The 23,085-nt window shown below is 69.1% G+C and carries 19 protein-coding genes; 8 read left to right on the forward strand and 11 right to left on the reverse strand.

The features are described 5' to 3' along the window. A complete protein-coding gene (locus tag FQ142_RS14150; protein ID WP_188042408.1) occupies positions 1 to 1,269 on the forward strand; it encodes an ATP-binding protein in 1,269 nt (422 codons plus the stop codon). Further along, positions 1,266 to 2,006: a response regulator gene (locus FQ142_RS14155; protein WP_149423807.1), complete on the forward strand. Its 741-nt coding sequence runs from the start codon at positions 1,266 to 1,268 to the stop codon at positions 2,004 to 2,006. Before FQ142_RS14150 ends, FQ142_RS14155 begins: the two co-directional genes overlap by 4 nt. A gap of 367 nt (positions 2,007 to 2,373) precedes the next feature. On the opposite strand, the gene FQ142_RS14160 is transcribed toward FQ142_RS14155, so the two are convergent. After that, positions 2,374 to 2,877, reverse strand: a complete 504-nt coding sequence (locus tag FQ142_RS14160; protein WP_149423808.1) for an Lrp/AsnC family transcriptional regulator — start codon at positions 2,875 to 2,877, stop codon at positions 2,374 to 2,376. A gap of 159 nt (positions 2,878 to 3,036) precedes the next feature. On the opposite strand from FQ142_RS14160, the gene FQ142_RS14165 reads away from it, so the two are divergent. From FQ142_RS14165 to FQ142_RS14185, 5 genes are read left to right on the forward strand one after another with little or no spacing between them, the layout of a single operon-like run. Beyond that, positions 3,037 to 4,143, forward strand: a complete 1,107-nt coding sequence (locus FQ142_RS14165) for a thiamine pyrophosphate-dependent enzyme (protein WP_149424146.1) — start codon at positions 3,037 to 3,039, stop codon at positions 4,141 to 4,143. Continuing rightward, a complete protein-coding gene (locus tag FQ142_RS14170) occupies positions 4,140 to 5,111 on the forward strand; it encodes an alpha-ketoacid dehydrogenase subunit beta (RefSeq protein ID WP_149423809.1) in 972 nt (323 codons plus the stop codon). The genes FQ142_RS14165 and FQ142_RS14170 overlap by 4 nt, the downstream gene beginning before the upstream one ends. Positions 5,112 to 5,125: 14 nt before the next feature. Continuing rightward, complete coding sequence (locus FQ142_RS14175) at positions 5,126 to 6,436, forward strand: dihydrolipoamide acetyltransferase family protein (RefSeq protein WP_149423810.1); 1,311 nt, start codon at positions 5,126 to 5,128, stop codon at positions 6,434 to 6,436. A 20-nt stretch (positions 6,437 to 6,456) separates the two neighbouring features. After that, entirely contained in the window at positions 6,457 to 7,596 is a 1,140-nt protein-coding gene (locus FQ142_RS14180) for an acyl-CoA dehydrogenase family protein (RefSeq protein ID WP_149423811.1), read from the forward strand. Positions 7,597 to 7,620: 24 nt separating this feature from the next. Next, entirely contained in the window at positions 7,621 to 8,376 is a 756-nt protein-coding gene (locus tag FQ142_RS14185; RefSeq protein WP_149423812.1) for an SDR family NAD(P)-dependent oxidoreductase, read from the forward strand. Positions 8,377 to 8,413: 37 nt separating this feature from the next. Here the strand turns inward: FQ142_RS14185 and FQ142_RS14190 are convergent, their stop codons facing one another. Genes FQ142_RS14190 through speB form a run of 3 tightly spaced genes read right to left on the reverse strand, consistent with a single transcriptional unit; the run spans position 8,414 to position 10,954 of the window. After that, positions 8,414 to 8,854: an ArsR/SmtB family transcription factor gene (locus FQ142_RS14190; RefSeq protein WP_149423813.1), complete on the reverse strand. Its 441-nt coding sequence runs from the start codon at positions 8,852 to 8,854 to the stop codon at positions 8,414 to 8,416. A 40-nt stretch (positions 8,855 to 8,894) separates the two neighbouring features. Next, the gene (locus tag FQ142_RS14195) at positions 8,895 to 9,986 is read right to left on the reverse strand and encodes a C45 family autoproteolytic acyltransferase/hydolase (protein WP_149423814.1); all 1,092 of its coding nucleotides are present in this window, start codon (positions 9,984 to 9,986) and stop codon (positions 8,895 to 8,897) included. Continuing rightward, positions 9,983 to 10,954, reverse strand: a complete 972-nt coding sequence (gene speB, locus FQ142_RS14200; protein ID WP_410477445.1) for an agmatinase — start codon at positions 10,952 to 10,954, stop codon at positions 9,983 to 9,985. The genes FQ142_RS14195 and speB overlap by 4 nt, the downstream gene beginning before the upstream one ends. Positions 10,955 to 11,099: 145 nt before the next feature. Between speB and FQ142_RS14205 the strand changes: the two genes are divergently transcribed. Continuing rightward, positions 11,100 to 12,149 carry a serine hydrolase domain-containing protein gene (locus FQ142_RS14205; protein ID WP_188042409.1) on the forward strand — a complete coding sequence of 350 codons (1,050 nt, stop codon included), beginning with the start codon at positions 11,100 to 11,102 and terminating at the stop codon, positions 12,147 to 12,149. 9 nt (positions 12,150 to 12,158) lie between these two features. Here the strand turns inward: FQ142_RS14205 and FQ142_RS14210 are convergent, their stop codons facing one another. From FQ142_RS14210 to FQ142_RS14240, 7 genes are read right to left on the reverse strand one after another with little or no spacing between them, the layout of a single operon-like run. Then, a complete protein-coding gene (locus FQ142_RS14210) occupies positions 12,159 to 13,577 on the reverse strand; it encodes an aldehyde dehydrogenase family protein (protein WP_149423816.1) in 1,419 nt (472 codons plus the stop codon). A 23-nt stretch (positions 13,578 to 13,600) separates the two neighbouring features. Beyond that, positions 13,601 to 15,157 carry a GMC family oxidoreductase gene (locus tag FQ142_RS14215; protein WP_149423817.1) on the reverse strand — a complete coding sequence of 519 codons (1,557 nt, stop codon included), beginning with the start codon at positions 15,155 to 15,157 and terminating at the stop codon, positions 13,601 to 13,603. A 2-nt stretch (positions 15,158 to 15,159) separates the two neighbouring features. Continuing rightward, positions 15,160 to 16,296: an o-succinylbenzoate synthase gene (gene menC / locus FQ142_RS14220; RefSeq protein ID WP_149423818.1), complete on the reverse strand. Its 1,137-nt coding sequence runs from the start codon at positions 16,294 to 16,296 to the stop codon at positions 15,160 to 15,162. Continuing rightward, positions 16,297 to 17,130, reverse strand: coding sequence for a GNAT family N-acetyltransferase (locus tag FQ142_RS14225; protein ID WP_149423819.1), 834 nt, complete (start codon positions 17,128 to 17,130; stop codon positions 16,297 to 16,299). Then, positions 17,127 to 20,456 (reverse strand): serine hydrolase, encoded by a 3,330-nt coding sequence (locus FQ142_RS14230; protein WP_149423820.1) that lies wholly within the window; start codon positions 20,454 to 20,456, stop codon positions 17,127 to 17,129. Before FQ142_RS14230 ends, FQ142_RS14225 begins: the two co-directional genes overlap by 4 nt. Then, complete coding sequence (locus tag FQ142_RS14235) at positions 20,453 to 21,265, reverse strand: ABC transporter ATP-binding protein (RefSeq protein WP_149423821.1); 813 nt, start codon at positions 21,263 to 21,265, stop codon at positions 20,453 to 20,455. The genes FQ142_RS14230 and FQ142_RS14235 overlap by 4 nt, the downstream gene beginning before the upstream one ends. Then, positions 21,262 to 23,085 (reverse strand): dipeptide/oligopeptide/nickel ABC transporter permease/ATP-binding protein, encoded by a 1,824-nt coding sequence (locus FQ142_RS14240; protein ID WP_149423822.1) that lies wholly within the window; start codon positions 23,083 to 23,085, stop codon positions 21,262 to 21,264. Before FQ142_RS14240 ends, FQ142_RS14235 begins: the two co-directional genes overlap by 4 nt.

The raw sequence follows: 23,085 nt of genomic DNA on the forward strand, positions 1-23,085 counted from the left end.
ATGAGACGCAGGGTCGGCGCACGCGCCGTGCGCCTCGGCATGCTCCTGCTGCCCAGCCTCATCGTGCTGTCCGCTGTCGGGGTGACCGCGGGTGTCGCGATCGCGGCGCAGGAACGCAGCATCCGCGCATCCACGGCGGATCGTGTGCGCGAGGTCGCCGCGAGCCTCGCCGTGCTCCCCGAGGTGCAGCGCACACTGGAGTCCACGGTCGACAGCGGCGACGATGACGATCCCGCCGATGCGGGCGACCTCGCCGACGCGACGGAGCAGCTGCAGCCCCTCGCCGACATCGTCGCGCAGGCCGCCGGGGTGTACTACGTCGTCATCACCGACGACGAGGGTGTGCGGATCACCCATCCGCTCCCGTCCGAGCGCGGGGTGCGCGTGTCGACGACGAACGAGTCGGTGCTGGCGGGCGCGGAGTTCCTCGGCACCGAGACCGGTCCGTCCGGTCGATCGCTGCGCGCCAAGGTGCCCGTCTTCGGCGACGGCGACCGGATCATCGGCATGGTGGCCGTCGGCGTGTTGGAGTCGAGCCTCTCCGCGCGTCGCGAGGAGGCCCTCGGCGACATCCTGCCGTGGATCGTCGGAGCCCTCGTCGTCGGCACCCTCGCGAGTTCGGCCGTCGGGGCGGCGATCGAGCGACGATTCCGCCGACTCGACGAGCAGGCGGCCGAACACGAGCACCTGCGGCGCATCACCGCCGCCCTGCAGGAGCAGTCGCACGAGTTCAGCACCCGCCTGCACGTGATCCACGGCCTCGTCTCGCACGGTGATGCGGAGGAGGCGCTGACGTACATCGACGGCATCGTTCCGGTGCTCACCTCCGAGCGCCCGGGAACCACGCGGGCTCCGGTCATGAGCGTCGCGATCGAGGCCGTGCGGAGGGAGCTCACCGCGCTGGGAGCGCACCTCGAGGTCGACGTCGATGACGACATCGAGATCGACGAGGGCGTGCTGCTGGTCGTCGCGAACCTCTGCCGCAACGCGGGCGAAGCCGGTGCGAGGAACGTTCGCTGCACGGTGACGCAGCGCGGACGCACGCTGATCGGCTCGGTCGAGGACGACGGGCCGGGCATCGACCCCGCCGACGTCGATCGCGTCTTCGCTCGCGGGTACTCGTCGAAGTCCGCGCGCACGGTCGGCGGTCGCGGCATCGGACTCGATCTCGTGCGCCGCACCGTGATGGCGCGCGGCGGAGTGATCGAGATCGGACGCTCGCCCCTCGGGGGCGCGCGCTTCGACTTCGAGATGGATGAGGTGCGATGAGCGAGATCCGTGTGCTCGTGGTCGACGACGACCCCGGCGCTCGCGCACTGCACGGCCGGTTCATCGCCGAGACTCCCGGTTTCGACCTCGTGGGCACGGCGGGCACCGGCGCCGCAGCGCTCGCACAGGTGACCGGCGACGTGGACCTGCTGCTGCTCGACATGCGCCTGCCCGACATCAGCGGCGTCGAAGTGCTGCACCGACTTCGCGCCGTCGATGCAGCGGGCCCCGACGTGCTCGTGATCAGCTCGTCGCGCGACCAGGTCACGGTGCGACAGGCGCTCGCGGCGCACGTCGCCGGGTATCTCATCAAACCCTTCACGCAGGAAGTCCTGCGCCGGAGGCTGGAGGAGTACGCCGCACGGCGCAGCGCCCGCGATGGTTCGGAGCAGGACCGACCCCTCGCACAGGGCGAGGTCGACCGGCTGCTCGCCACCGGAACCATCCGGGTCAGCGACCGGACGGAGGAGCGTCCACCGGCACTCTCGGCCGGCCCGACGGGCGGTCTGCCGAAGGGACTCGCCGACGTCACGCTGGCCCGCGTGATGGCGGCTCTCGACCCGGTCACCTCGCGGTCGGCATCCGAGGTCGCCACCGCGTGCGCGCTCTCCCGGGCGACCGCTCGCCGCTACCTCGAGCACCTCGTCGCGACGGGTGTGATCGATCTGGCGCACCGATACGGCAAGCGGGGGCGCCCGCAGGTGCTCTACCGTCTCGCTCCGTCGCCGGACGCGTGACCGCCTCCGCGATGCAGGAAGGGATCATCCCGCAGGAGAGCATCTGGAGGGGCGACGCGATACGGTCCTTGGTCCTGCTCATGCTGACCGCTTTGCACAGCTCCGAGTTGAGCTTCCGAGCCGAACTACGTCTTCAGCACAGTTGCGCATGAACATATTGATCCCGTAGCCGGCCGATTATTAGGCTCGCATCGCGTTGTTCGGTCGATTCCATGGGCCAACAGGAGTAAAGGCACATAAATCGGAACACCGGAATATGCGTTGTCGAAAGAGCGAAGAAAGCACCGGCGGCTTGCGCCTGTGACACGGTCTCCTGCTGAGTGCACCGTGTCACAGGCACAGGCCGTCGTTCGATCTCGATCCGCCCCTACTCCGGGGCGGGTGTGGAGCGACCGAAGCCCGCCTGGGCAGTCAGGTGGGCCAGCAGCGGCTGAGTCCTCAGCTGCAGCGGCGTGGACACGATCATCGTTGTGACAGTGCTGCGCACCCCGTCTATCTCGATCATCCGAGTCACGGCACCCTGAAGGTCGCGGTGTGTCACGGCAGCGACGCGCACGAGCAGGTCGTCGCGTCCCGCCTGGGTGTTGATCTCGAGCACGTGCGCGATCTCGGCGAGCTCCTCGACCACGCGGGGCAGCTTTCGCTGGTCGAGTTCGAGTGCGACGAAGGCCTGAACCACGACGCCGGCCGACTCCAGGTCGATGATCGGATGCAGCCCGGCGAACACACCCGATTCCTCCAAGCGGCGCAGGCGCGATTGCACGGTGTTGCGCGCTACCCCGAGGGCACCAGCCAGCTCGGCGATTCCCGGTCGGGCGTGGTTGGCCATCCGTCCGATGATCTCCGAGTCGAGTCGGTCGATGCTGATCATTGCCGCCACCTCCGTTGTGGTCGGCGGGCCGTAACTATACAGACCGCTCAATTGTCAGTGAAGTAATTGCGCTTTTCGTCGCGTTGAGATCATTGTAGCTCAACAACATGATCACCTGTGGAGTCGTGTTGACCGCTTGAAGGAGATTACGACGTGACGATGCTGCACCCCGAGACGCCCGAGGTCGCCCTGGACGACGAGATCCTCACGTGCCTCGACCCCGACGGTGTGCTCCGCCGAGAGACAACCGTCGGCGGCGATCTCTTCGTGATGTACCGCGACATGGTGCTCAGTCGCCGAGTCGACACCGAGGCGATTGCTCTCCAGCGCCAGGGCGAGCTCGGGCTGTGGCCGTCGATGCTCGGCCAGGAAGGCGCGCAGGTGGGCGCCGGGCGCGCACTGCGACCCCGCGACATCGCCTTTCCCACGTATCGCGAACACGCCGTCGCATGGTGCCGCGGTGTCGATCCTGTGCAGTTGCTCGGCCTGTTCAGGGGCACCACCCTGGGTGGATGGAACCCTCGTGAGAACAACTTCAACCTCTACACGCTGGTCATCGGCGCCCAAACTCTGCACGCCGTCGGCTACGCGATGGGCATCGTACGAGACGGCGATGTCGGAACCGGAGATCCGGATCGCGATCGCGCCGTCCTCGTGTTCCTCGGCGACGGGGCGCTCAGCGAGGGCGAGACCAATGAGGCATTCGTGTGGGCCGCAGCGCAGAACCTGCCGGTCGTGTTCTTCTGCCAGAACAACCAGTGGGCGATCTCCGCCCCCTACTCCGTGCAAAGCCGCGTCTCGGTCTCTCAGCGCGCCCAGGGATTCGGTTTCCGCGGCGTGCGCGTCGACGGCAATGACGTCGTCGCCAGCCATGCGGCGACCGTCCATGCGCTCGACCTGGCGAGGGCCGGAGAGGGTCCCACACTGATCGAGGCGATCACGTACCGGCGAAATCCACATACCACCTCCGACGACGATGGCCGTTACCGCGCTGCCGCGCTGACCGAGCAGTGGAGCGCCCTGGATCCCATCGCCCGCCTGCGCACGCATCTGGAGAACAGCGGGGTGGCCCCGGACTTCTTCGCCGGGGTGGCTGCGGAGGAGGAGCTGCTCGCCGAACGCTTGCGGTTCGGATGCCGCGCTCTCCCCGAGCCCGATCCGGCCGTTCCATTTCTGCACACGCTCGCCACCATGCCCGCCGAGCTGGAGCTGCAACTCGCCGCTCATCTCGAGTTCATCGCCACCGGAGAGGCGACAGTAGCGTGAGCACAGCGATCGCCCGCGCACTGAACGACGGACTCCGCTCGCTGCTCATCGAACACGAGAACGTGATTCTCATCGGTGAGGATGTGGGACGTCTCGGTGGCGTCTTCCGGGTCACTGACGGGCTGCAGCAGGAGTTCGGCGAGTTGCGAGTCGTCGACTCTCCCCTGGGCGAGGCCGGCATCGTGGGTAGCGCGATCGGTCTCGCGATGGCCGGTTACCGTCCCGTATGCGAGATCCAGTTCGACGGATTCGTGTTCCCCGCGATGAACCAGATCATCACCCAGCTTGCCAAGTACCGGCATCGCTCGGAGGGCCTGGTGTCTCTTCCCGTCGTCATCCGCATCCCCTTCGGCGGCGGTATCGGTGCGATCGAGCACCACTCGGAATCCCCCGAGGCCTACTTCGCCCACACGGCAGGGCTGCGCGTGGTGTGCCCTTCGTCCGCCCAGGAGGCGTATGACCTCATCCGGCTGGCTGTGCAGAGCGAGGACCCGGTGGTGTTCCTCGAGCCCAAGCACAACTACTGGCTCAAAGGCGACATCGATCAGGATGCGACGCCCCTCCCCCTCGACACGGCCAAAGTGGTCCGTCCCGGAGACGACCTGACGCTCGTCACCTATGGCGCCCTCGTGCCGACGGCCCTCACGGTCGCAACAGAGGCGGCGCGTGACGGCCGCTCGATCGAGGTCATCGACCTGCGCAGTCTGTCTCCGATCGATGATGCGACGATCCTCGCCTCGGTCGAGCGGACGGGTCGGCTCGTCGTCGCCCACGAAGCCTCGCAGACCGCCGGGCTCGGTGCCGAGATCATTGCCCGCGTGCAGGATGCGCTGTTCTACTCGCTGGCCTCTCCCGGAATCCGGGTGACCGGGTACGACACGCCCTACCCGGCCAGCCGACTCGAACGTGACTGGCTCCCCGGCGCCGACCGCATCCTCGACGCCATCGATCGCAGTTTCACCTACTGAACCTCGAGGAAGACATGGCAGAGATACAACAGTTCGCGCTCCCCGATGTCGGGGAAGGACTCACCGAGGCGGAGATCGTCTCCTGGGCCGTGCAGCCGGGAGACACCGTCGCGACCAATCAGGTGATCGTCGAGATCGAGACTGCGAAGTCTCTGGTGGAGCTGCCCTCGCCGTTCGCCGGCGAGGTCGTCGCGTTGCATGTCGTCGAAGGCGACACGGTGGAGGTCGGCACCGCCATCATCAGCATCTCGACGGACGCGATCGGCAGTGGACCGGATGCGGATGCGGACACAGCCACCACGGCAGATGAGACTGGAGCGGACGAACCGAAGCTCCTGGTCGGCTACGGCCCGGGAGCACCCCACCCGCGGCGACGGCGAGGCGCGACCGATCGAGCTGTGGCCTCGCTCACTGAGATCGAGCCCGCAGCCGGGCACCCCTCCTCCGTGCCCGTCGGCGCAGGTATCCGCTGCACCCCTCCCGTACGGAAGTTGGCGAAGGATCTCGGCGTCGACCTCGCCTCGGTCACCCCGACCGGACACGGGACGACCATCACACAGGACGACGTCTTGTCCGCGGCGGAGACGCGCCGCACGCCCGGACCGACAGCAGAGTCCGTCTCCGAGATCCGGATACCGGTCCGAGGAGTACGCAAGCACACCGCGGCGGCGATGGTCCGCTCGGCGTTCACCGCTGCGCATGTGTCGGAGTACGTGACCTTCGACATCACCCGATCGATGGAACTCCGCTCGCGCCTCGCCGCTCGGAAGGAGTTCGCCGACGTCAAGCTCAGCCCCCTGAGCCTGATCGCCCGGGCTTTCCTCCGCGCCATCGAACGCACCCCGATCTCCAACTCGCGATGGGAGGAGGCGACGCAGGAGATCGTGCAGCTGTCGGAGATCAACCTGGGCGTTGCTGCTGCGACACCGCGTGGTCTCGTGGTTCCGAACATCCGCAGCGCTCAGCGCCTCCGCCTGCGCGATCTCAGCGTCGCCATCGCCGAGCTCGCCGCCACGGCGCGCGCCGGTAAGACGGCGCCTGACGACATGAGCCACGGCACCGCGACCATCAGCAACTTCGGGGTGTTCGGCGTCGACGCGGGAACGCCGATCCTCAATCCTGGCGAGACCGTCATCCTCGGCGTAGGCAGCATCACTCGCCGCCCCTGGGTCGTCGGAAGCGGCGATGCCGAGACCGTTCTGCCGCGCTGGGTGACGACCCTGTCGCTGTCGTTCGACCACCGGGTGCTTGACGGGCAGCAGGCGTCGGAGTTGCTGGCCGATACCGCAGCGTTCCTTCGCGAGCCCGAGCTCGCTGTTCTCTGACAATCCCTCCAGGAGCAGACATGCCCGTCACCCGAATCATGCCCACGGAGGAGTCCGCCGATCTCATCGAGCTGACGCGCGAGATCGTGGGCAAGGAACTGCGCCCCATCGTCTCGGAGCTCGACGCGACGGCATCCTTCCCCCGTGACGTGTTCCGCACTCTGGGCCGGGCGGGGCTGCTGAGCCTGCCCTACCCGGAGGAGTTCGACGGCGGCGGACAGAGCTACGAGGTGTACCTCCAGGTGCTCGAGGAGGTGGCATCCGCATCCGCGTCCGTCGGTGTCGGAGTCAGCGTCCACATCCTCTCCTGCTTCGGCCTCTTCACCTCGGGCAGCGCCGAGCAGAAGGAGCGCTGGCTTCCGCAGATGCTGTCCGGCGACCTGCTCGGCGCGTACTGCCTGTCCGAGGCGCACGCCGGCTCCGACCCCGCGGCGATGCGCACCCGCGCCGTGCGCGACGGCGAGGAATACGTGATCAACGGTGCCAAGGCGTGGACGACCCACGGCGGCAAGGCCGACTTCTACAAGGTCATGGCGCGCACCGGCGAGGGCAGCCGCGGCATCTCCTGTTTCCTCGTGCCCGCCGACACCCCCGGCCTCTCCGCCGACAACCCGGAACGGAAGATGGGGCTCATGAGCTCCACCACCGCCACGATGATGTTCGAGGATGTACGCATCCCGGTCGAGCGTCGGCTCGGCGCGGAAGGACAGGGGCTGCCCATCGCGCTCTCCGGACTGGATGCGGGAAGACTGGGCATCGCCGCCGTGGCAACCGGTCTGGCTCAGGAGGCTCTCGACGTGGCGGTGAAGTACGCCCGCGAGCGAGAGACCTTCGGCCGGTCGATCATCGAGCACCAGGGGCTGGCCTTCCTGCTCGCCGACATGGCCGCCGCGGTGGCCTCGGCGCGGGCCACCTACCTCGCCGCTGCGCGCCTCAAGGATGCCGGCCGCCCGTACTCCCACGAGGCATCGATCGCCAAGCTCGTGTGCACCGACAACGCGATGAAGGTCACCACCGATGCGGTGCAGGTACTCGGCGGCGCGGGCTACACCAAGGACTTCCCCACCGAGCGGTACATGCGCGAAGCGAAGGTCATGCAGATCTTCGAAGGGACGAACCAGATCCAGCGCCTCGTCATCAGCCGCGGCCTGGCGCGCTGAGCATTCATCGAAAGGACCACCATCATGCAGCTGAACGGCTCATCCGCCATCGTCACCGGGGGCGCCTCCGGGCTCGGGGCGGCGACAGCCCGCGCCCTGGCCGCATGGGGGGCGGAGGTCTTCGCCCTCGACCTCCCGGCACCGATCGCCGCGGCACCCGCGGTCGACGGCGTCACCTTCGTCGCCACCGATGTCACCGACGCCGATCAGGTGCGCGCTGCCGTGCAGGCGGCCGGCGCCGGGGCACCCCTGCGCACCGTCGTCAACTGCGCCGGCATCGCTCCCTCCGCTCGCATCCTCGGGCACTCAGGGGTGCACGATCCCGCACTCTTCGACACCGTCATCCGCGTGAATCTGCTCGGCACCTTCCTGGTCATGTCAACAGCCGCCGAGGTCATCGCCCAGCAGACACCCGACGCACAGGGGCAGCGCGGGGTCATCGTGAACACCGCCTCGATCGCGGCCTTCGACGGCCAGGTGGGACAGGTGGCGTATGCGGCATCCAAGAGCGCCGTCGTCGGGATGGCTCTCCCCGCCGCGCGCGACCTCGCCTCACACGGCATCCGCGTCTGCACGATCGCCCCCGGCATCGTCGACACCCCGATGCTGGCGACGGTCAGCGACGAGTACCGCGCCAATCTCGCCGCGAGTGTCCCCTTCCCGCAGCGGCTGTGCGATCCGATCGAGTATGCGCAGCTCGTGACGATGATCGTCGAGCACGACTACTTGAACGGCGAGACCATCCGCATGGACGGTGCGCTCCGCATGGGCGCCCGATAACCGAGGGCACCTTCTGCACCCGCCCGATACGGCGCCGTCAGATCAGATCGTCGGCGGCCAGCAGGTCGATCTGCCACGAGCGCCCGTCAGGGTCGTCGCGGTCGTGTGCGTGGACAGCCGCCGAGATCAGACCCTCGATCCGCTCCACGAGGACGCCGAGTTCCACAGCTGTCAATCGCACCGAACGCTGCCGGAACACCGTGTGGACCTCACCAAGAGTGCGAGCCACCCACACCCGTTCACGGCGATCGCGGGAGTCCTCGGGGGCCTCCGCGATGAATCCCGCATCGGCGAGGACCCGCAGATGGAAGCTGGCCGTGCTGGCAGAGACCCCCAGCACCTCGGCAATGTCGGCCGCCCGCAGACGATCCCGCCGACGGAACAACGTCAGGATGTCTCGCCGCGTCGGATGCCCGTGCACCTTGATCGTCGCGGACATCGTCCGCAGCACGTCCGGCTGCTTCTGCTCGTCGCTCATGTCACGATCGCCCGCGTCGCCGGCGCACACTGATCACGGATCACGCGCCCACCGGAGCCGTCCACGGCGCACTGATCCACTCGACGACCCCTGGCTGCCCCAGAGCGAACCGCGCACGAGTCTCGCTGCCGTCGATCTCGAACACGGCGCCGCAGAAGGTCTTGCTCATTCGCGGCGGACGGGGTGTCACGCACACGCCCGAGTCGCGCGAGGCGAACACGGTCTCGAGCTCCGCGGCATCTCCGATCTGCGGCACTGCGACGCTCAGGTAGTTGTATCGCGACCGCGTGCCGGAGAGCTCGAGCTCGTCAGGTGTGGCCGCGAGCTCGTCCGCCCCCGATGTCCATAGCGGATGGTTGGTGTGCACGAGGGTGGGAGCGGCGATCGGGCGGGCGGCGATGCCGGCGGAAGAGCACTCGTAGGAGTCGATGCCGTGCCGATCGGCGATCGCGTAGTTCTGCCCCGACGCGTGGCGGACCGAGCGCAGATACGCGCCGGCATCCGCCCGCGTGCGCCTGCGCAGCACTTCGCGGATCAGGAAGGCGACGGGCATCCCCTCCCGCGCGCTCGGAAGTTGCGCCAGTGTGTTCACGCAACATGCGACACCCTCGCGATTGACCCCCAGGACGCCGATCATCCCCGCAGCGCTCGCGATGAACTGTTCCGGTTCGTCGCCCTCGCGGATGTGCAGGAGCACCTGCGAACCGTCCATGCTCGCCGGGAGGTCCATGTTCTGGCCGAGGATGACGAGATCCTCTCTCTCGATGCCGACGACGCTGCAGCCGATCGCGGCGATGCGCGAGTACCGCCATTCCTCGTCCATGAAGTTGTAGGCGAACATGTCGTCGAGCGGCTGACCGCTTGCCTCCGCGATGCCGAGCACCTCGTCGTAGAGGTCGGGAGAGCTCGTGCGCACCGTGTCGATCAGTCGAGACGCGCCCAGGAACCGTGCCACGTGCTCGTCGGCGGAGAGTCCGGTGAGCTGTTCGATCCGGTCACGCCAGCGCTCCATCGACGTGGCGATGAGGCCCCGTACTTCTTCGCCGTGCGTGCGCCCCCTGGCGCGCCCGTCACCGCTCAGCTCGACGACCGGCGCTGCGCCCCCGGCGACCACGTCCGGCTGTCGTCTCACCTCGATGCCCGCGCCATCATGGCGAGGAGATCGAAGGTGACGCCGGCGGCGGCGAGCGCGGTGATCTGCGCATGATCATAGGCGGGGGCGACCTCGACGACATCGGCGCCGATCACGTGGAGGTCGGCCAGCCCGTACAGGATGAGCTGCAGCTCTCTGGTCGAGAGTCCGCCGGGCTCAGGGGTCCCCGTGCCGGGAGCGTGAGCCGGGTCGAGGACATCGATGTCGATGCTGACGTACACCGGACGATCGCCGACGCGGGTGCGGACGCGGTCGATGATGTCGTCGATCCCTCGGCGCGCGACATCGAGCGTGGTGAAGGTCGCGAAGCCGAGTTCCTCGTCGTCGGTGAAGTCCTGCGCGGAGGGGGTGGTGCTGCGGATGCCGACGTGGGCGGAGCCGCCGACATCGAGCAGCCCCTCTTCGACCGCGCGACGGAAGGGAGTGCCGTGCACCATCGGGGCCCCGAACAGGTTGTCCCAGGTGTCGAAGTGGGCGTCGAAGTGCACGAGCGCCACCGGGCCGTGCTGGGCGTGGGCCGCGCGCAGCATCGGGAGCGCGATCGTGTGATCGCCGCCGATCGCGACGATACGGTCCGCTCTCGCAGAGAGAGCCCGGGCGGCCCGCTCGATCCCGGCGATCGCCGCAGCGATATCGAACGGCGTGACCCCCACATCCCCCGCGTCGGCGATCTGCATGGTGACCCACGGCTCGACCTCTAAACCGATGTGGAACGGGCGCAGCAGCTTCGAGGCCGCCCGCACCGCCTCCGGGCCGAACCGCGCGCCCGGGCGGTAGCTGGTGCCGGAGTCGAAGGGCACGCCGAGCACAGCGACGTCCGCGCGGTCGACCTCGTCGATCCGGGGCAGCCGGGCGAATGTCGAGGCTCCTGCATACCGCGGCACCGCCTGAATCGAGTTGGGCGGCATGATGATCGATCGCTTCTCGGTCGCGGCATCCTCGGACATAGCGGTCACTCCTTCTCGGTGGGCGGGCCTTTCCCAAGATATGGAGGACGATCGGAGCGAAGATCAGCCGATCGACCGAGATTCACTCGTCTCAGTCGGTCCCACGCACCATGCGGAAACGGAGCCTTCGCGGCAAGATCGGAGCATGACACCCGTGCCTCCCCTCTCGTCCGCCGCCACAGCGATCCTCGCCGAGGTCGACGCCGAGCGGAAGCGACTCGATGTCCCTGGCGTCGTGCTCGCCGTGCGGACGCCCGCGGGGGAACGCTGGTCGGCCGCGGTGGGCACCCGCGATGTCGCCACCGGGGAGCCGCTCGCCGTCGATGCCGTGCTGCGCATCGGCAGCGTGACCAAGACGATCATCGCCACCGTGATCCTGCGTCTGACGGAGACGGGCGACCTCGGTCTCGACGACGAGGCTCGGACCCACCTGCCGCACCTGAACCTGCCGAGCGGCGTCACCGTGCGCCGTCTGCTCGGGATGACAGCGGGCCTGCCGGAGTACACGACCGAGGAGTTCCTCACCGCGTTGCTCGCTGCACCGGAGCGGGTCTGGAGGCCACGAGAGCTGGTGGAGTTCGCGCAGCGCGGTCCGCAGCACTTCACGCCGGGCGCGTCGTGGGAATACAGCAACACCGGCTACATCCTGCTCGGAATGCTGGCCGAACACGCCACCGGTGTCCTGGTGGAGGACCTCGCGGCCCGTTTCGTGTTCGAGCCGCTGGGGCTGCAGGGCACGTCGCTGCCTCCGCGGTCCCCTGCGGGGACGGGACTGCCCGACCCCCGGGTGCGCGGCTACCTCCGCGATGACACGGCGCTCGTCGACGCGACCGACATCAACCCCTCGTGGGCCTGGACGGCCGGCAACGCGCTCTCCACCGCCGACGACCTGGTGGTCTTGGTCGAGGCGCTCGTGCGCGGCGACCTCCTCTCGGATCAGACGCAGCGGATACGCATGACGGGTCGGCCGATCGCCGGAACGGACTGGACGTACGGACTCGGCATCGCCGACTTCGGTGGATTCTGGGGCCACAACGGCCAGCTGCCCGGTTTCCAGACCTTCACCGGTCACGACCCGGAGACCGAGACGACGGTTGTCGTGCTCGCCACCGCGAACGAGTCGATCGAGCACACCAACCCCGCGGACACGCTTGCGCTGCGCGTCCGTGAGCTGCTCGCGTCCGCGACCGCCTGAGCGCGGCGATCAGGCGGTCGCGGCCAGGAGCAGCGAGACGGGTCGCGTCGCCGCGTCGAGGTCGGCGACGGATCCGGCCGCTCCCACACCGCTGAGTCCCCACGGCTCGGCGACGGCGTTGACACCGCCCTGCTGCCATCCGTTGATCCAGATCACGGCGGCGTGGATGTCCCCCGCGCGCTGCTGGTGGGCGGGGTCGTGCGTGTAGACGGTCGCGGCGAGCCCGAAGCCCGTGCCGTTCGCCAGATCGACTGCCTCGTCGAAGGAGTCGACGACGACGACGGGCGCGATGGGGCCGAAAGTCTCCTCGCGCATCACCCGCATCTCCGCCGTCACTCCGGTGAGAACAGTGGCGGGGTAGCCGAACCCTGGGCCGTCCGGGAGCGCACCGCCGCGCAGCACCGTCGCCCCGCGCTCCACCGCCTCCTCGACGTGTGCGTGCACGTGGGCCCGCTGTCGGGCGTCGACGAGAGGACCGAGCCCGGCGCTCTCCCGATCGGCGGCGAGTTCGTACGAACCGGCCGCCGCGACCAGCGCCGCGATGAACTCCTCGGCGATGTCGCAGTGCACGTAGATGCGCTCTGACGACGTGCAGATCTGCCCGCTGTTGACGAACGACGACATCGCCACGGCCTGCGCGGTGGCAGCCACGTCCACGCCCGCATCCACGATCACCGGATCATTGCCGCCGAGTTCGAGCACCGATCGCTTCAGACGCGATGCGGCCGCGATGCCGACCGCGCGGCCGACCTCGACCGAACCGGTGAAATGCAGCAGCGCCACGTCTTCATGGGCGGCGAGCGGCCTGCCGGCGCGGGCATCGCCGAGCACCAGGTTCACGACACCGGGCGGCAGGTCGAGCAGCTGAACGAACCGTGCCGCCGACAGCGGTGACTTCTCCGAGGGTTTGAGCACCACGGTGTTGCCGGCGGCGAGGAGGGGGAGAAGGCTGCCGAGGATCGAGGCGACGGTGAAGTTCCACGGGATGATGAGCCCGACCACTCCCACGGGGCGACGCTCGACCACGGTCCGCCCCGGTTCGCCGGGCGCCGTGACATCGGCCGTGAAGGGATAGGAGCGTGCGAGGCCCAGACCCTGGCGCCACCCCGCGATCCCGCCTTCGATGAACTCCTCCGCGAGGGGGACGGGTTTGCCCATCTCCTCGCTCTCGATCCGTGCGAGCTCCGCGAGGTGCCCCTCCACCGTGTCGGCGACTCTCGCGAGCAGATCGATACGCTCGTCGAGCGTGCGCATCGACCAGCCGCGCTGTGCCCTCACTGCGGAGCGGACCGCCGCATCGACGTCTGCGGTGGAGCCGACGGGGATACGGGCGATGACCTCCTCGGTCCAGGGGGAGACGACCGGGAGGGTCTCCGGATCGGTCGACGCGACGGCGACACCGTCGATCACGTGGCGCTGATGCTCCATGGTGGCTCCTCGGCAGGGGGTGGTCAGGTCAGGCGTGCGGCCAGCATCTCGCCGACCAGGACGCTCGCCAGGTGGGTGTTGGCCCGGGGCACGAAAGGGAAGATCGATGCATCCGCGACACGCAGTCCGTCGATGCCGAGAACACGGCCGTCCGGATCGACGACGGTGGTCGCAGCGGCGGGATCACCCATCCGGCACGTGCTCGTCGCGTGCTGGGTGTCCACTGCCGCGTCGCGCAGGTAGGCCCGGAGCGCGTCCTCCGGCCCGTCGAGCGCCGTGCGCATCGACGTGTTGGCCTCCCAGACATCCGACGCGGTGATGCCGGCGAACGCCTCATGATCGACCAGCTCAGCCAACTGGTGCGCCCCTGCCGCGAGCCGATCGACATCGAGCGCCACGTCGAGCATGTTGAACGACAACAGGGGCTGCGTCCGAGGATCCCGGTCCTGCAGGCGCAGCGTGCCGCGGGAGTAAGCGCGGTTGACGAAGACCCCGACGGCTCCGGCGCCCGCACGCGGGTCGGCCGACGCCATCGCGAGGGCGTTCTGGTTGAGGGCGACCATCATCATGTCGTTCGGGTCGGATGTCATCCGGCTGGAATAGCGGATGCAGCAGTTCGTGTGGCGGTCCCAGGGCCCGGCCGTGGCCTCCGGCGTGAGCGGGATGCCGATCAGCACCATGGGGTGGTCCTGCATGCCCTCACCGACGGGCAGATCGGCGCGCACCGCGATCCGCTGCTCCACCAGATGCCGGGCGGGCCCGACCCCGGAGCGCATCAGGATCGAGGGCGTCGCCGTGGCGCCGGCGCAGAGGACGACGAGATCGGCGCTCAGCACTTCTCCGTTCGCGAGACGCACCCCCACAGCGCGCTCCCCCTCGAACACGACACGGTCCACCAGCGCCCCGCCCCTGATCGTGAGCAGCGGATCGTCTCGCAACGGCTCGAGGTACGCGTCGTTGCACGAGACCCGCCGCCCGTCGATCGAGTTGACCGGATAGGGCGAGACTCCCGTCGCCCCTGGTGCGTTGACGTCCGGCGCCCAGGGCTGGCCCGCCGCCAGCGCGGCGTCGCGCAGTGCCCGATCGACAGACCCCCACACCTCTTCCGGGTAGCGATGCACGGGGATCGGACCGTCGGCACCGTGGTACGGCCGCTCACCGTACTCCTGATCCGACTCCAGAGCCGCCAGCACCGGGAGCACGTCGTCCGCCGCCCACCCCGTGCAGCCGTCGGCGGCCCAGTCGTCGAAGTCCTGCATCGGCGGGCGGATCGCGATCTGCCCGTTGATGGCCGAGCTCCCCCCTAGGCCCTTGCCCCTCCAATACAGCGACGGCACCTGGGTCGCCGTCCGCGACGCGAGATGGTCGTCCCAGAGCAGCGATGCGCTCCCCGGTTCCTCCATCGCCGCCATCGGGTTCGGCAGGCGCCAGGACTCCGGGAGTTCGGAGGCCCTGGCGTCCGTCCCCGCCTCCAGCAGCAGCACGCGTCGCCCCGAACGCGCGAGCCGTGCCGCCAGAGCCGACCCGGCAGAGCCCGCGCCGACCACGATGACGTCGGCGTGAGATCCTCGGGCGCGCACGATCAGCTCCGGTGCGCCGCGATGTCGACGGTGTCGATCGTGACGTCCCCCAGCACGTCGACGAGAGGCTCCACCCCGAAGCCCGGTCCCTCCGGTATCGCCACGACGCCATCCTTCATCACCACGGGCTCGGTCACGTCCTGCGCATAGAACCGATTCGAACCCGACACGTCCCCGGGCAGAGTGAATCCGGGCAGGCCGGCGAGGGCGATGTTGGCCGCGCGCCCGATTCCGGTCTCGAGCATGCCACCGCACCAGACGGCGATCCCGTTCGCCTCGGCGAGATCATGGATGCGCCGGGCCGCGAGGTATCCGCCCACGCGGCCCGGTTTGATGTTGATGACGCTCGCGGCTCCCATCGCGATCGCGTCGGCAGCTGCGTCGACCGAGACGATCGACTCGTCGAGACAGACCGGCGTCGCGATCTGCTGAGCGAGCAGAGCATGCTGGCGCAGATCGTCTTCGGCCAGGGGCTGCTCGATCAGGAGCAGGTCGAAAGGATCGAGTCGGCGCAACAGCGGCGCGTCCGAGAGCCGGTAGGCCGTGTTGGCATCCACCTGCAGCGGCACATCGCCGAACTTCTCACGGACAGCTCGGACCGGCTCGATGTCCCAGCCCGGCTGGATCTTGAGCTTGATGCGCGCGTAGCCCTCGTCGAGGAAGCCCCCGACCTGGGCGAGCAGATCGGGGATCGACGACTCGATCCCGACGCTGACCCCCGACGGCACGACCGCACGCGTGACGCCGAGAAGGTCGGCGAATCCGCGGTCGTCGAGGCGCAGGCCGGCATCGAGCACCGCCATCTCCAGCGCCGCCTTGGCCATGCGGTGGCCGACGACATGCGCCGTCGCTGCCGCCACGGTCTCCGCGCTCACCGTGCGTCCAGCCGCCTGCCATTCCAGCAGCGAGGGGACCAGGAAGCGTCGCAGCATCTCCCTGGCGCCGTCGAGGTACTCCGGAGAATAGGACGGGTCGAACAGAGCCACGCACTCGCCCCAGCCCGTGACGGTGCGGCCCTCTCGTGACGCGGTGACGCGCACCAGAAGCGGACGCCGCTCGGTCTGGGTCGAGAAGGAGGTGGTGAACGGATGGACCAACGGCATCCGCACCGTGATCAGTTCGACGCGATCGATGTGCATTCAGGAACTCCTCGTGAGTGTGTAGTGACCTCTGCGGTCGAAATCGGAAACGTCCCACCCCTCGGCGAGCAGCCCGCCGAGCGCATGCCCGAGAGCGACCCGCCAGCGGACGGCGAGCTCCGGGGCGACCCGCCGCATCTTCTCGATGTCGCTCGGGATGTCGATTCGACAGAACTGCAGGCCGCGGGCACGGTCGAGGTCGAGCACCGGCTGCCCGTCGTCCTCCCACAGGATCGCCGGCGGCATCTCGGCGTCGGCCGCGACCGACGAGCGAGGTCCGACCGGCCGCTCGAGATCCCACACCACGAGCGCCCGGTCACTGCGCTGCCCGCCGTTCACACCGTCGCCCAGCTCTCCGTAGAAGTCGAGCAGATAGCTGTCGATCCTGCATCCGAGCTTGTGCAGGTTGAAGTAGGCGTTGCGGGCGACGAGCGGGTCGAAGGTCCACGTCACGCGCGTGACACCGCGCCCGAGGCACCACTCACGCTGATGGCTCTTGATCGCGTGCCCCCAGCCCTGACCGATCGCGTCGAGCCGGACCCCCGCGAGATGCGAGTGGAGCGCGCGGTCGAAGGGGGGATGGAAGAACCCGACGCAGACTGCCATGAGTTCGTCCCCGCGATACCCGCCTGCGACGTAGTTGCCGGCGTGCGCGAGCGCGGTGAGCAGTCCGGCGTTGACGTGCGCGCGCTCGACATCGACGTTCCACACACCGGCCACCAGCTCCGTCGCCGCCACCATCTCCGACGGCAGGTGCAGCATCCGCAGCTCCATCTCCGCCCCCGGCACGCCGATTCCCGCGTCGCGCCGCATCCCGTCGATCCGACCGCTCATGAGGCCGTCTCTCGCAGGAAGCGGTAGCCGAGGTAGAGGCCGCCCGGCACCGGCCGCACCTGCTCCCATCCCGCCGTCTCGTCGCTGGTGTACGCGTAGACCCCCGGTACGTTCGAGGCGTACAGCTCGACGTCCTGCACCACGTCGGGCGAGACGGCGTCCACATAGCTCTTGCGTTCCCGCAACACGAGGCGCAGGCCGCCATCCCGCGAGGCGATCTCGGCGACGAACCCTGCCGACTCCCAGGTGCCGGTGATCGGCTCCGGGCTGCGCTCGCGGTCGGCGAGCAGCACGGGGTGGATCCCGCCGCCGTCGAACGCCCGCGCCGCATCGTCGAACAGCTCGCGATACAGCCCGTCCGGCTGTCCTCCCGAGGTGAGCAGCGCCACCACGAGACCCCTCTCGGGGAAGATCCGCAGATACGCCCGCTGACCGATCGTGCCGCCGTCGTGTCCGTACACGCGACTTCCCTGCCAATCCTGCAGGAACCATCCCAGACCCCATCCAGAGGTGGCTCCGACACTGGCGCGAAGGTCGACGTGCTCGGTGGTCATCAGTCGAGTGCTCTCTGCGGACAGCACGCGGGTTCCCTCCGGGGTCAGTCCCTCTCGCAGCGCGCTCTCGGCGAAGACCAGCAGGTCGCCGACGCTGGCCGAGATCAACCCCGCCGGTCCCATCGAGCGCGGTATCCCCCACTTGCGCACCGGCGCCGCTGCGGCGCCGATCCCGGTGTGCCCCGTCGCCGTGGCGAACCTCGGGGCGTCATCGGTCAGCGTGAACGTGTGCTGCAGGCCGAGCGGGTCGATCAGGCGCGTCTTGAGCACCTCGTCCCAGGTCGTCCCGCACAGCACCTCGATGATGCGTCCCGCGACGACGAAGGCGGAGTTGCAGTACGAGAAACGCTCGCCGCGCGGGTGCAGACGCTCGGTTTCCGCCATCAGCTCCACGTATGCGGCGACGCAGTCGTCCCCCCGGCCAGTGTCGGTGAACACGTCGCCGTCGAGGCCGCTGGTGTGATGCAGGAGCTCTCCGACCGTGATGGAGGGCTCCGGGTCGTCGGCGAGGCGGAAGTCCGGGAGGATGCTCCGCACCGAGGCGTCGAGGTCGAGCCTCCCCTCCTCGACAAGTTGCAGGATGAGCATCGTCGTCCAGACCTTGCTGATCGATCCGATCTGGAACACCGCATCGTCCGTCACAGGCACCCCGGTCGAGGCGTCGAGCACGCCGGACGAGACCGTGAGCCGATCGAGGACGGTCCCCGCGCCGGCCAGCTGCAGGATGCCGAACTGCGCCCCCACCACGCCGTATCTGCGGCGCAGCAGGTCGAGCCGATGCTGCCATTCGGCGGCATCGCGCGCGGCGGGCTCGATGGCGGAACGACCGGGATCCCCCTCTGTGGTCCGCGGGGCGGTGTACCGCTCGATCCACTCGATCAGGCGCCGTTGGTAGTCGATCCGATGCGCGACGGGGCCGGTGACGATGAACAGGTGCCCGCCGCCCGGGTAGATGACGAGCCGGCTCGTCACTCCCGTGATCCGGAGGGCCGAGTACCACTCCCTGGCCTGCGCACTCGGGCACGTCTCATCGAGTTCGCCGTGGAGCACCAGGGTCGGCGTCGTCACCCGTTCCGCGCGGGCGATCGGCGAGAGTTCGGCGAGACGGACGATCTCCGTCGGCGCCAATCCCGAGGTCGACTCGGAGAAGAAGCCCTCCGGCTCGAGCCGTTGACCGGCCACGGATGCGAAATCGCAGAGGAGTCCTCCGGGAACGGCCGCCGCGAACCGATCGGTGTGCGCCGTCAGCGCGCACGTCAGCAGCCCTCCGTAGCTGTAGCCCGCCACCGCCAGACGGTCCGGATCCGCGATGCCCTCGGCGACGAGCGCATCGACGGGTTCGAGGAAATCCGGAAGATCGGCGCGCGCCCAGGCGCCGTGAACCGCCGTCATGAAGTCCTCGCCGTAGCCGTCGGAGCCGCGAGGATTGAGTGTCAGAATGCGCCAGCCGCGACCCGCCAGCACCTGGTGCGAGAGGTGGACCTCATCGGCCACGCCGCTCCATGCGTTGTGCGGGCCACCGTGGATGTCGAGCAGCAGGGGCGCTGCACCGGTCGTTCCCGGCGCGGACAGGATCCACCCGTGCACGAGGGTGCCGTCGCTGATCGTGAAGACGCGCGGTTCGGGGTGCAACAGCTCGACATCCGGGAGGGCGTCGCGGGTCAGCGTCGTCAGCTCGCGATGTTCACCGGTCTCCAGGTTCACGAGGGCGACCTCGGCGAAGGAATCCTGAGTCGTGACGACGATCGCTGCATGGGGGCTTGCACTGGCGACCGACAACGCCGAGACGACGCGGTGTTCCGCCGCCACGACCGGACGCATCGCGCCGTCGGCGAGATCGAGCGCGTACAGGTGGGTCCAGCCGCGGTCACGCGCACAGAAGAGGATCTTCGTGCCGTCGTGCGTGAGCGCGGGGCGACCCCCCGGGTACCCGATGGCACCCGGCATGACGTTGAGGTCTAGCCCCGCAGTCAGGTCATCGTCCGGCCGGCCGTCCAGATGGAGACGCAGCAGACGGGTGTGGCCGATTCGCATGAGGCGAAGCCCGACGGCGACGATGGACTCGCCGTCCGGCAGCCACAGGAGGGGGCCGGTGACGCCGGTGGCGGCGCCGACCCGGCGGGCGGGGGTGAGGAGATCGTCGACATCGACGACGTGCACGACACGCTCGCGCTCGACGTCGGAACGCGGGAAGGTCGCTGCGGCATAGGCGAGCCTGGTGCCGTCGGGAGACCACGCCGGCTCTCCCACATCGGAGGAGCCGTCGGTGATCTGACGGATGCCGCCGTCGGAGAGGTCGAGCACGACGAGGTGATGGCGGATGCTGCCGGCCCACCCCACACCGTCGATCTTGTGATCGAGAGTGTCGATCACGATCGGTGCAGTCGGATCACCCGACCCGCGCTCGACAGGTGCCAGGAACGCGACGCGGTCCCCTGCCGGGCTCACGAAGGGCCGTCCCACTCCGGAGGGCAGCGATGTCAGCGGCACGGGCTCGCCGGCCCCGGGGAGCAGATGCAACTGCGGCGACCCGTTGACGACGCGCCGGAACAGCAGACCTGCCGCAGAGAACTGCGGGGCGTCATCCTCCGGCCCGCGGGTCAGCGCCCTGGTCGCGCCGTCACGGTCGATGCTCCACAGCGACGTCACCGTGCGCGCGTCCCGGATCTCGCGCCGCGTGAACACCACATCGGCGCCGTCCGGCGAGATCGTGGTCTCTGTGGCGACGACGATGCGGTGCAGATCGTCGAGCCGAGCAGCGCGGGATGTCATCGGGGATCTCCTGACCGGGAAAAGGGCGTGTCGGCGAGCGGGACACCGAGTCGAGGAACCGCACGCACCAGTTCGCGCGTGTACGGATGCTCCGGCTCATCGATCACACGGGTCGTGGGTCCGCTCTCGACGAGGAGACCGTTCTTCATGACCGCCACCTCGTCGCAGAGCTGGCGCACGACGGCGAGGTTGTGGCTGATGAACAGCACCGTCAGATCGAACTCCTGCTGCACCTTGCGGAGCAGGTTGAGCACTGTCCCCTGCACCGAGACGTCGAGCGCCGAGGTGATCTCGTCGGCCAGCAGCACCCGGGGCGCAGCGGCGAGCGCACGGGCGATCGCGACGCGCTGGCGCTGACCACCGGAGAGCTGCGACGGCAGGTCACCGATCCGCGCCGGGTCGAGCTCGACGACCTCCAGGAGCCGCGCCACCTCCGCGCGACGAGCCTTCCCGTCCTTCAGGTCGGGTCGCCGCACCTCCAGCGCCTCCGCGATGCAAGCGCCGACGTTCATCCGCGGGTCGAGGGACGAGCTCGCGTCCTGGAAGATCATCTGCACATCACGGCGCAGCGCGGCGGCACGGCCGCGGGCGCGGACGACGTCCACGCCGTCGACGAGGATGCGCCCCGCGTGGGGTTCGTGAAGACCCACGATGGCGCGTGCGATGGTCGACTTGCCGGATCCTGACTCGCCGACCAGCCCGACGGTGCGTCCACTGGCGACCGTCAGGCTGACACCCTGCACGGCATCACGGCCCGACGAGCCGCTGCCGTACCGCACGCGGACGTCCTCGAGTACCAGCTCTGTCATGATCGACTCCCCACGGGCTCGGTCGGGAACTCCGCGTCTTCGGCGATGGTCGCGAACGCGGCGCCGGGCTCCGCTTCGAGGTGCGGGATGGCCTCGACGAGGGCACGGGTGTACGGATGCCGGGCGCGACCGGCGGCGAGATCGGCGGCCGCGAGATCCTCGACGATCGCCCCCCGGTACATCACGAGCACCCGGGTGCAGAACGACGACACCAGGGCGATGTCGTGCGACACGAACAACAGCGCCGTGCCCTTAGCCTCGTTGACCTCGGCGAGCAGGCTCATGACCTCGCGCTGCACCGTGACGTCGAGCGCGGTCGTGGGCTCATCGGCGATCAACAGCGCGGGCTCTCCCATCACCCCCATCGCGATCATGGCGCGCTGCCGCATGCCTCCGGAGAACTCATGCGGGTATGCCTGTGCGCGCTCCACCGCGTCAGGGATGCGCACCGCGTCGAGCCGATCGATCGCGCGCCGAAGGGCCGAGCTCCGGTCGAGTCCGCCGTGCAGCACGCCGACCTCTGCGACCTGGGTCCCCACGTGCAGGGCGGGGTTGAGCGATGTCGCCGGATCCTGAAAGACGAAGGCCATGCGGGCACCGAGCTGATGCGCCACGCCCGCCGAGGCGATCCGGCTGGACACCCGTCCGCCCGCTGTCAGCTCCGTCCCTTCGAACTGGACCGTCGACGCCACGACATCGATCGGCTCCTCGAGCAGGGCCGCGACGGCCATGCACGTCAGGGACTTGCCCGAGCCCGACTCCCCGACGACACCGACGATCTCGCCACGGCCGACGTCGAAACTCACGCCGCGCACGGGATCAGCCCATCCGTCGCCGCGCGGCACGCGGACCCTCAGATCACGCACCCGCAGCACCGGATCGTCGACCACGTGCAACGGTGCGACGTCGTTCGTCGCCGTCCCCCGACGGCGACGCTGCCGTCTCGGCGAACGGTTCAGGCCGAAGGCGCGCGCGAGCGTCTCACCCACGAGGGCGAAGGTCACACCGGCGAAGACGATCGCCGCTGAGAGCCCGAGAGTGGGGGCCGCGTTGACGAAGATCCCGTCGAGGCTCTCATTGAGCATCCGTCCCCAGTCGTAATCCGGTGCTTGCACGCCCAGCCCCAGGAACGACAGCCCGGTCGAGGCGACGAGCGCCGTGCCGGCCCCGATGCTCGCGTTGACGATCAGCGGATCGCGGACGTTGGGAAGCACATGCCGGGTCAGGATGCGGAAGCGGGAGACCCCCAGAATGCGCGCAGCGTCCACGTAGTCCCGTCCGGCCGCGGATGCACCGAGCGTCTGCGCCAAGCGGGCATAGGCGGGTGCCATCGCGAGCCCGATCGCCAGGGTCACACTGACCACGCCCACCCCCACGACGATCGACACGACGATCGCGAGCAGCAGCGAGGGAAAGGCCAGCGCGACTCCGAGGATGCTGTTGACCACGCGGGCCACCCAGTTCGGGGCGACGGTCGGGAGCAGGCCGAGGAGAACGCCCAGCGTCACGCCGATCGCCGTCGCGAGCACGGCTGTCACGACCGAGATGCGCGTCGCGCTCAGCAGCCTCGCGAGCACATCGCGTCCTCCGGCATCGGTTCCGAGAAGGTGGGCTTCGCTGGGCGCCATCGAGAGCTGGGTCAGGTCGGCGATCTTCGCGGTCTCACCCCAGATGACGGGTCCGAGAGCCGCAAGCAGGATCAGCGTCACGAGCAGCAGGGAAGCGGCGATGCCCAACGGCGAGCGCAGCACCGTCACCAGCGCATGCCGGGACGACGACGACGCAGCGGATGCGGGGATCGGGGGAGGAAGAGTCGTCAT

The sequence above is a fragment of the Microbacterium sp. ANT_H45B genome, from assembly GCF_008369345.1.
Classification (GTDB): Bacteria; Actinomycetota; Actinomycetes; order Actinomycetales; family Microbacteriaceae; genus Microbacterium.

What these genes read in the sequence shown, in the direction of transcription:
- FQ142_RS14150 (WP_188042408.1), top strand. Translation starts at nt 1, where the DNA reads ATGAGACGCAGGGTCGGCGCACGCGCCGTGCGCCTCGGCATGCTCCTG.
- FQ142_RS14155 (WP_149423807.1), top strand. Translation starts at nt 1,266, where the DNA reads ATGAGCGAGATCCGTGTGCTCGTGGTCGACGACGACCCCGGCGCTCGC.
- FQ142_RS14160 (WP_149423808.1), bottom strand. Translation starts at nt 2,877, where the DNA reads ATGATCAGCATCGACCGACTCGACTCGGAGATCATCGGACGGATGGCC.
- FQ142_RS14165 (WP_149424146.1), top strand. Translation starts at nt 3,037, where the DNA reads ATGCTGCACCCCGAGACGCCCGAGGTCGCCCTGGACGACGAGATCCTC.
- FQ142_RS14175 (WP_149423810.1), top strand. Translation starts at nt 5,126, where the DNA reads ATGGCAGAGATACAACAGTTCGCGCTCCCCGATGTCGGGGAAGGACTC.
- FQ142_RS14180 (WP_149423811.1), top strand. Translation starts at nt 6,457, where the DNA reads ATGCCCGTCACCCGAATCATGCCCACGGAGGAGTCCGCCGATCTCATC.
- FQ142_RS14185 (WP_149423812.1), top strand. Translation starts at nt 7,621, where the DNA reads ATGCAGCTGAACGGCTCATCCGCCATCGTCACCGGGGGCGCCTCCGGG.
- FQ142_RS14190 (WP_149423813.1), bottom strand. Translation starts at nt 8,854, where the DNA reads ATGAGCGACGAGCAGAAGCAGCCGGACGTGCTGCGGACGATGTCCGCG.
- speB (WP_410477445.1), bottom strand. Translation starts at nt 10,954, where the DNA reads ATGTCCGAGGATGCCGCGACCGAGAAGCGATCGATCATCATGCCGCCC.
- FQ142_RS14205 (WP_188042409.1), top strand. Translation starts at nt 11,100, where the DNA reads ATGACACCCGTGCCTCCCCTCTCGTCCGCCGCCACAGCGATCCTCGCC.
- FQ142_RS14210 (WP_149423816.1), bottom strand. Translation starts at nt 13,577, where the DNA reads ATGGAGCATCAGCGCCACGTGATCGACGGTGTCGCCGTCGCGTCGACC.
- menC (WP_149423818.1), bottom strand. Translation starts at nt 16,296, where the DNA reads ATGCACATCGATCGCGTCGAACTGATCACGGTGCGGATGCCGTTGGTC.
- FQ142_RS14225 (WP_149423819.1), bottom strand. Translation starts at nt 17,130, where the DNA reads ATGAGCGGTCGGATCGACGGGATGCGGCGCGACGCGGGAATCGGCGTG.
- FQ142_RS14230 (WP_149423820.1), bottom strand. Translation starts at nt 20,456, where the DNA reads ATGACATCCCGCGCTGCTCGGCTCGACGATCTGCACCGCATCGTCGTC.
- FQ142_RS14235 (WP_149423821.1), bottom strand. Translation starts at nt 21,265, where the DNA reads ATGACAGAGCTGGTACTCGAGGACGTCCGCGTGCGGTACGGCAGCGGC.
- FQ142_RS14240 (WP_149423822.1), bottom strand. Translation starts at nt 23,085, where the DNA reads ATGACGACTCTTCCTCCCCCGATCCCCGCATCCGCTGCGTCGTCGTCG.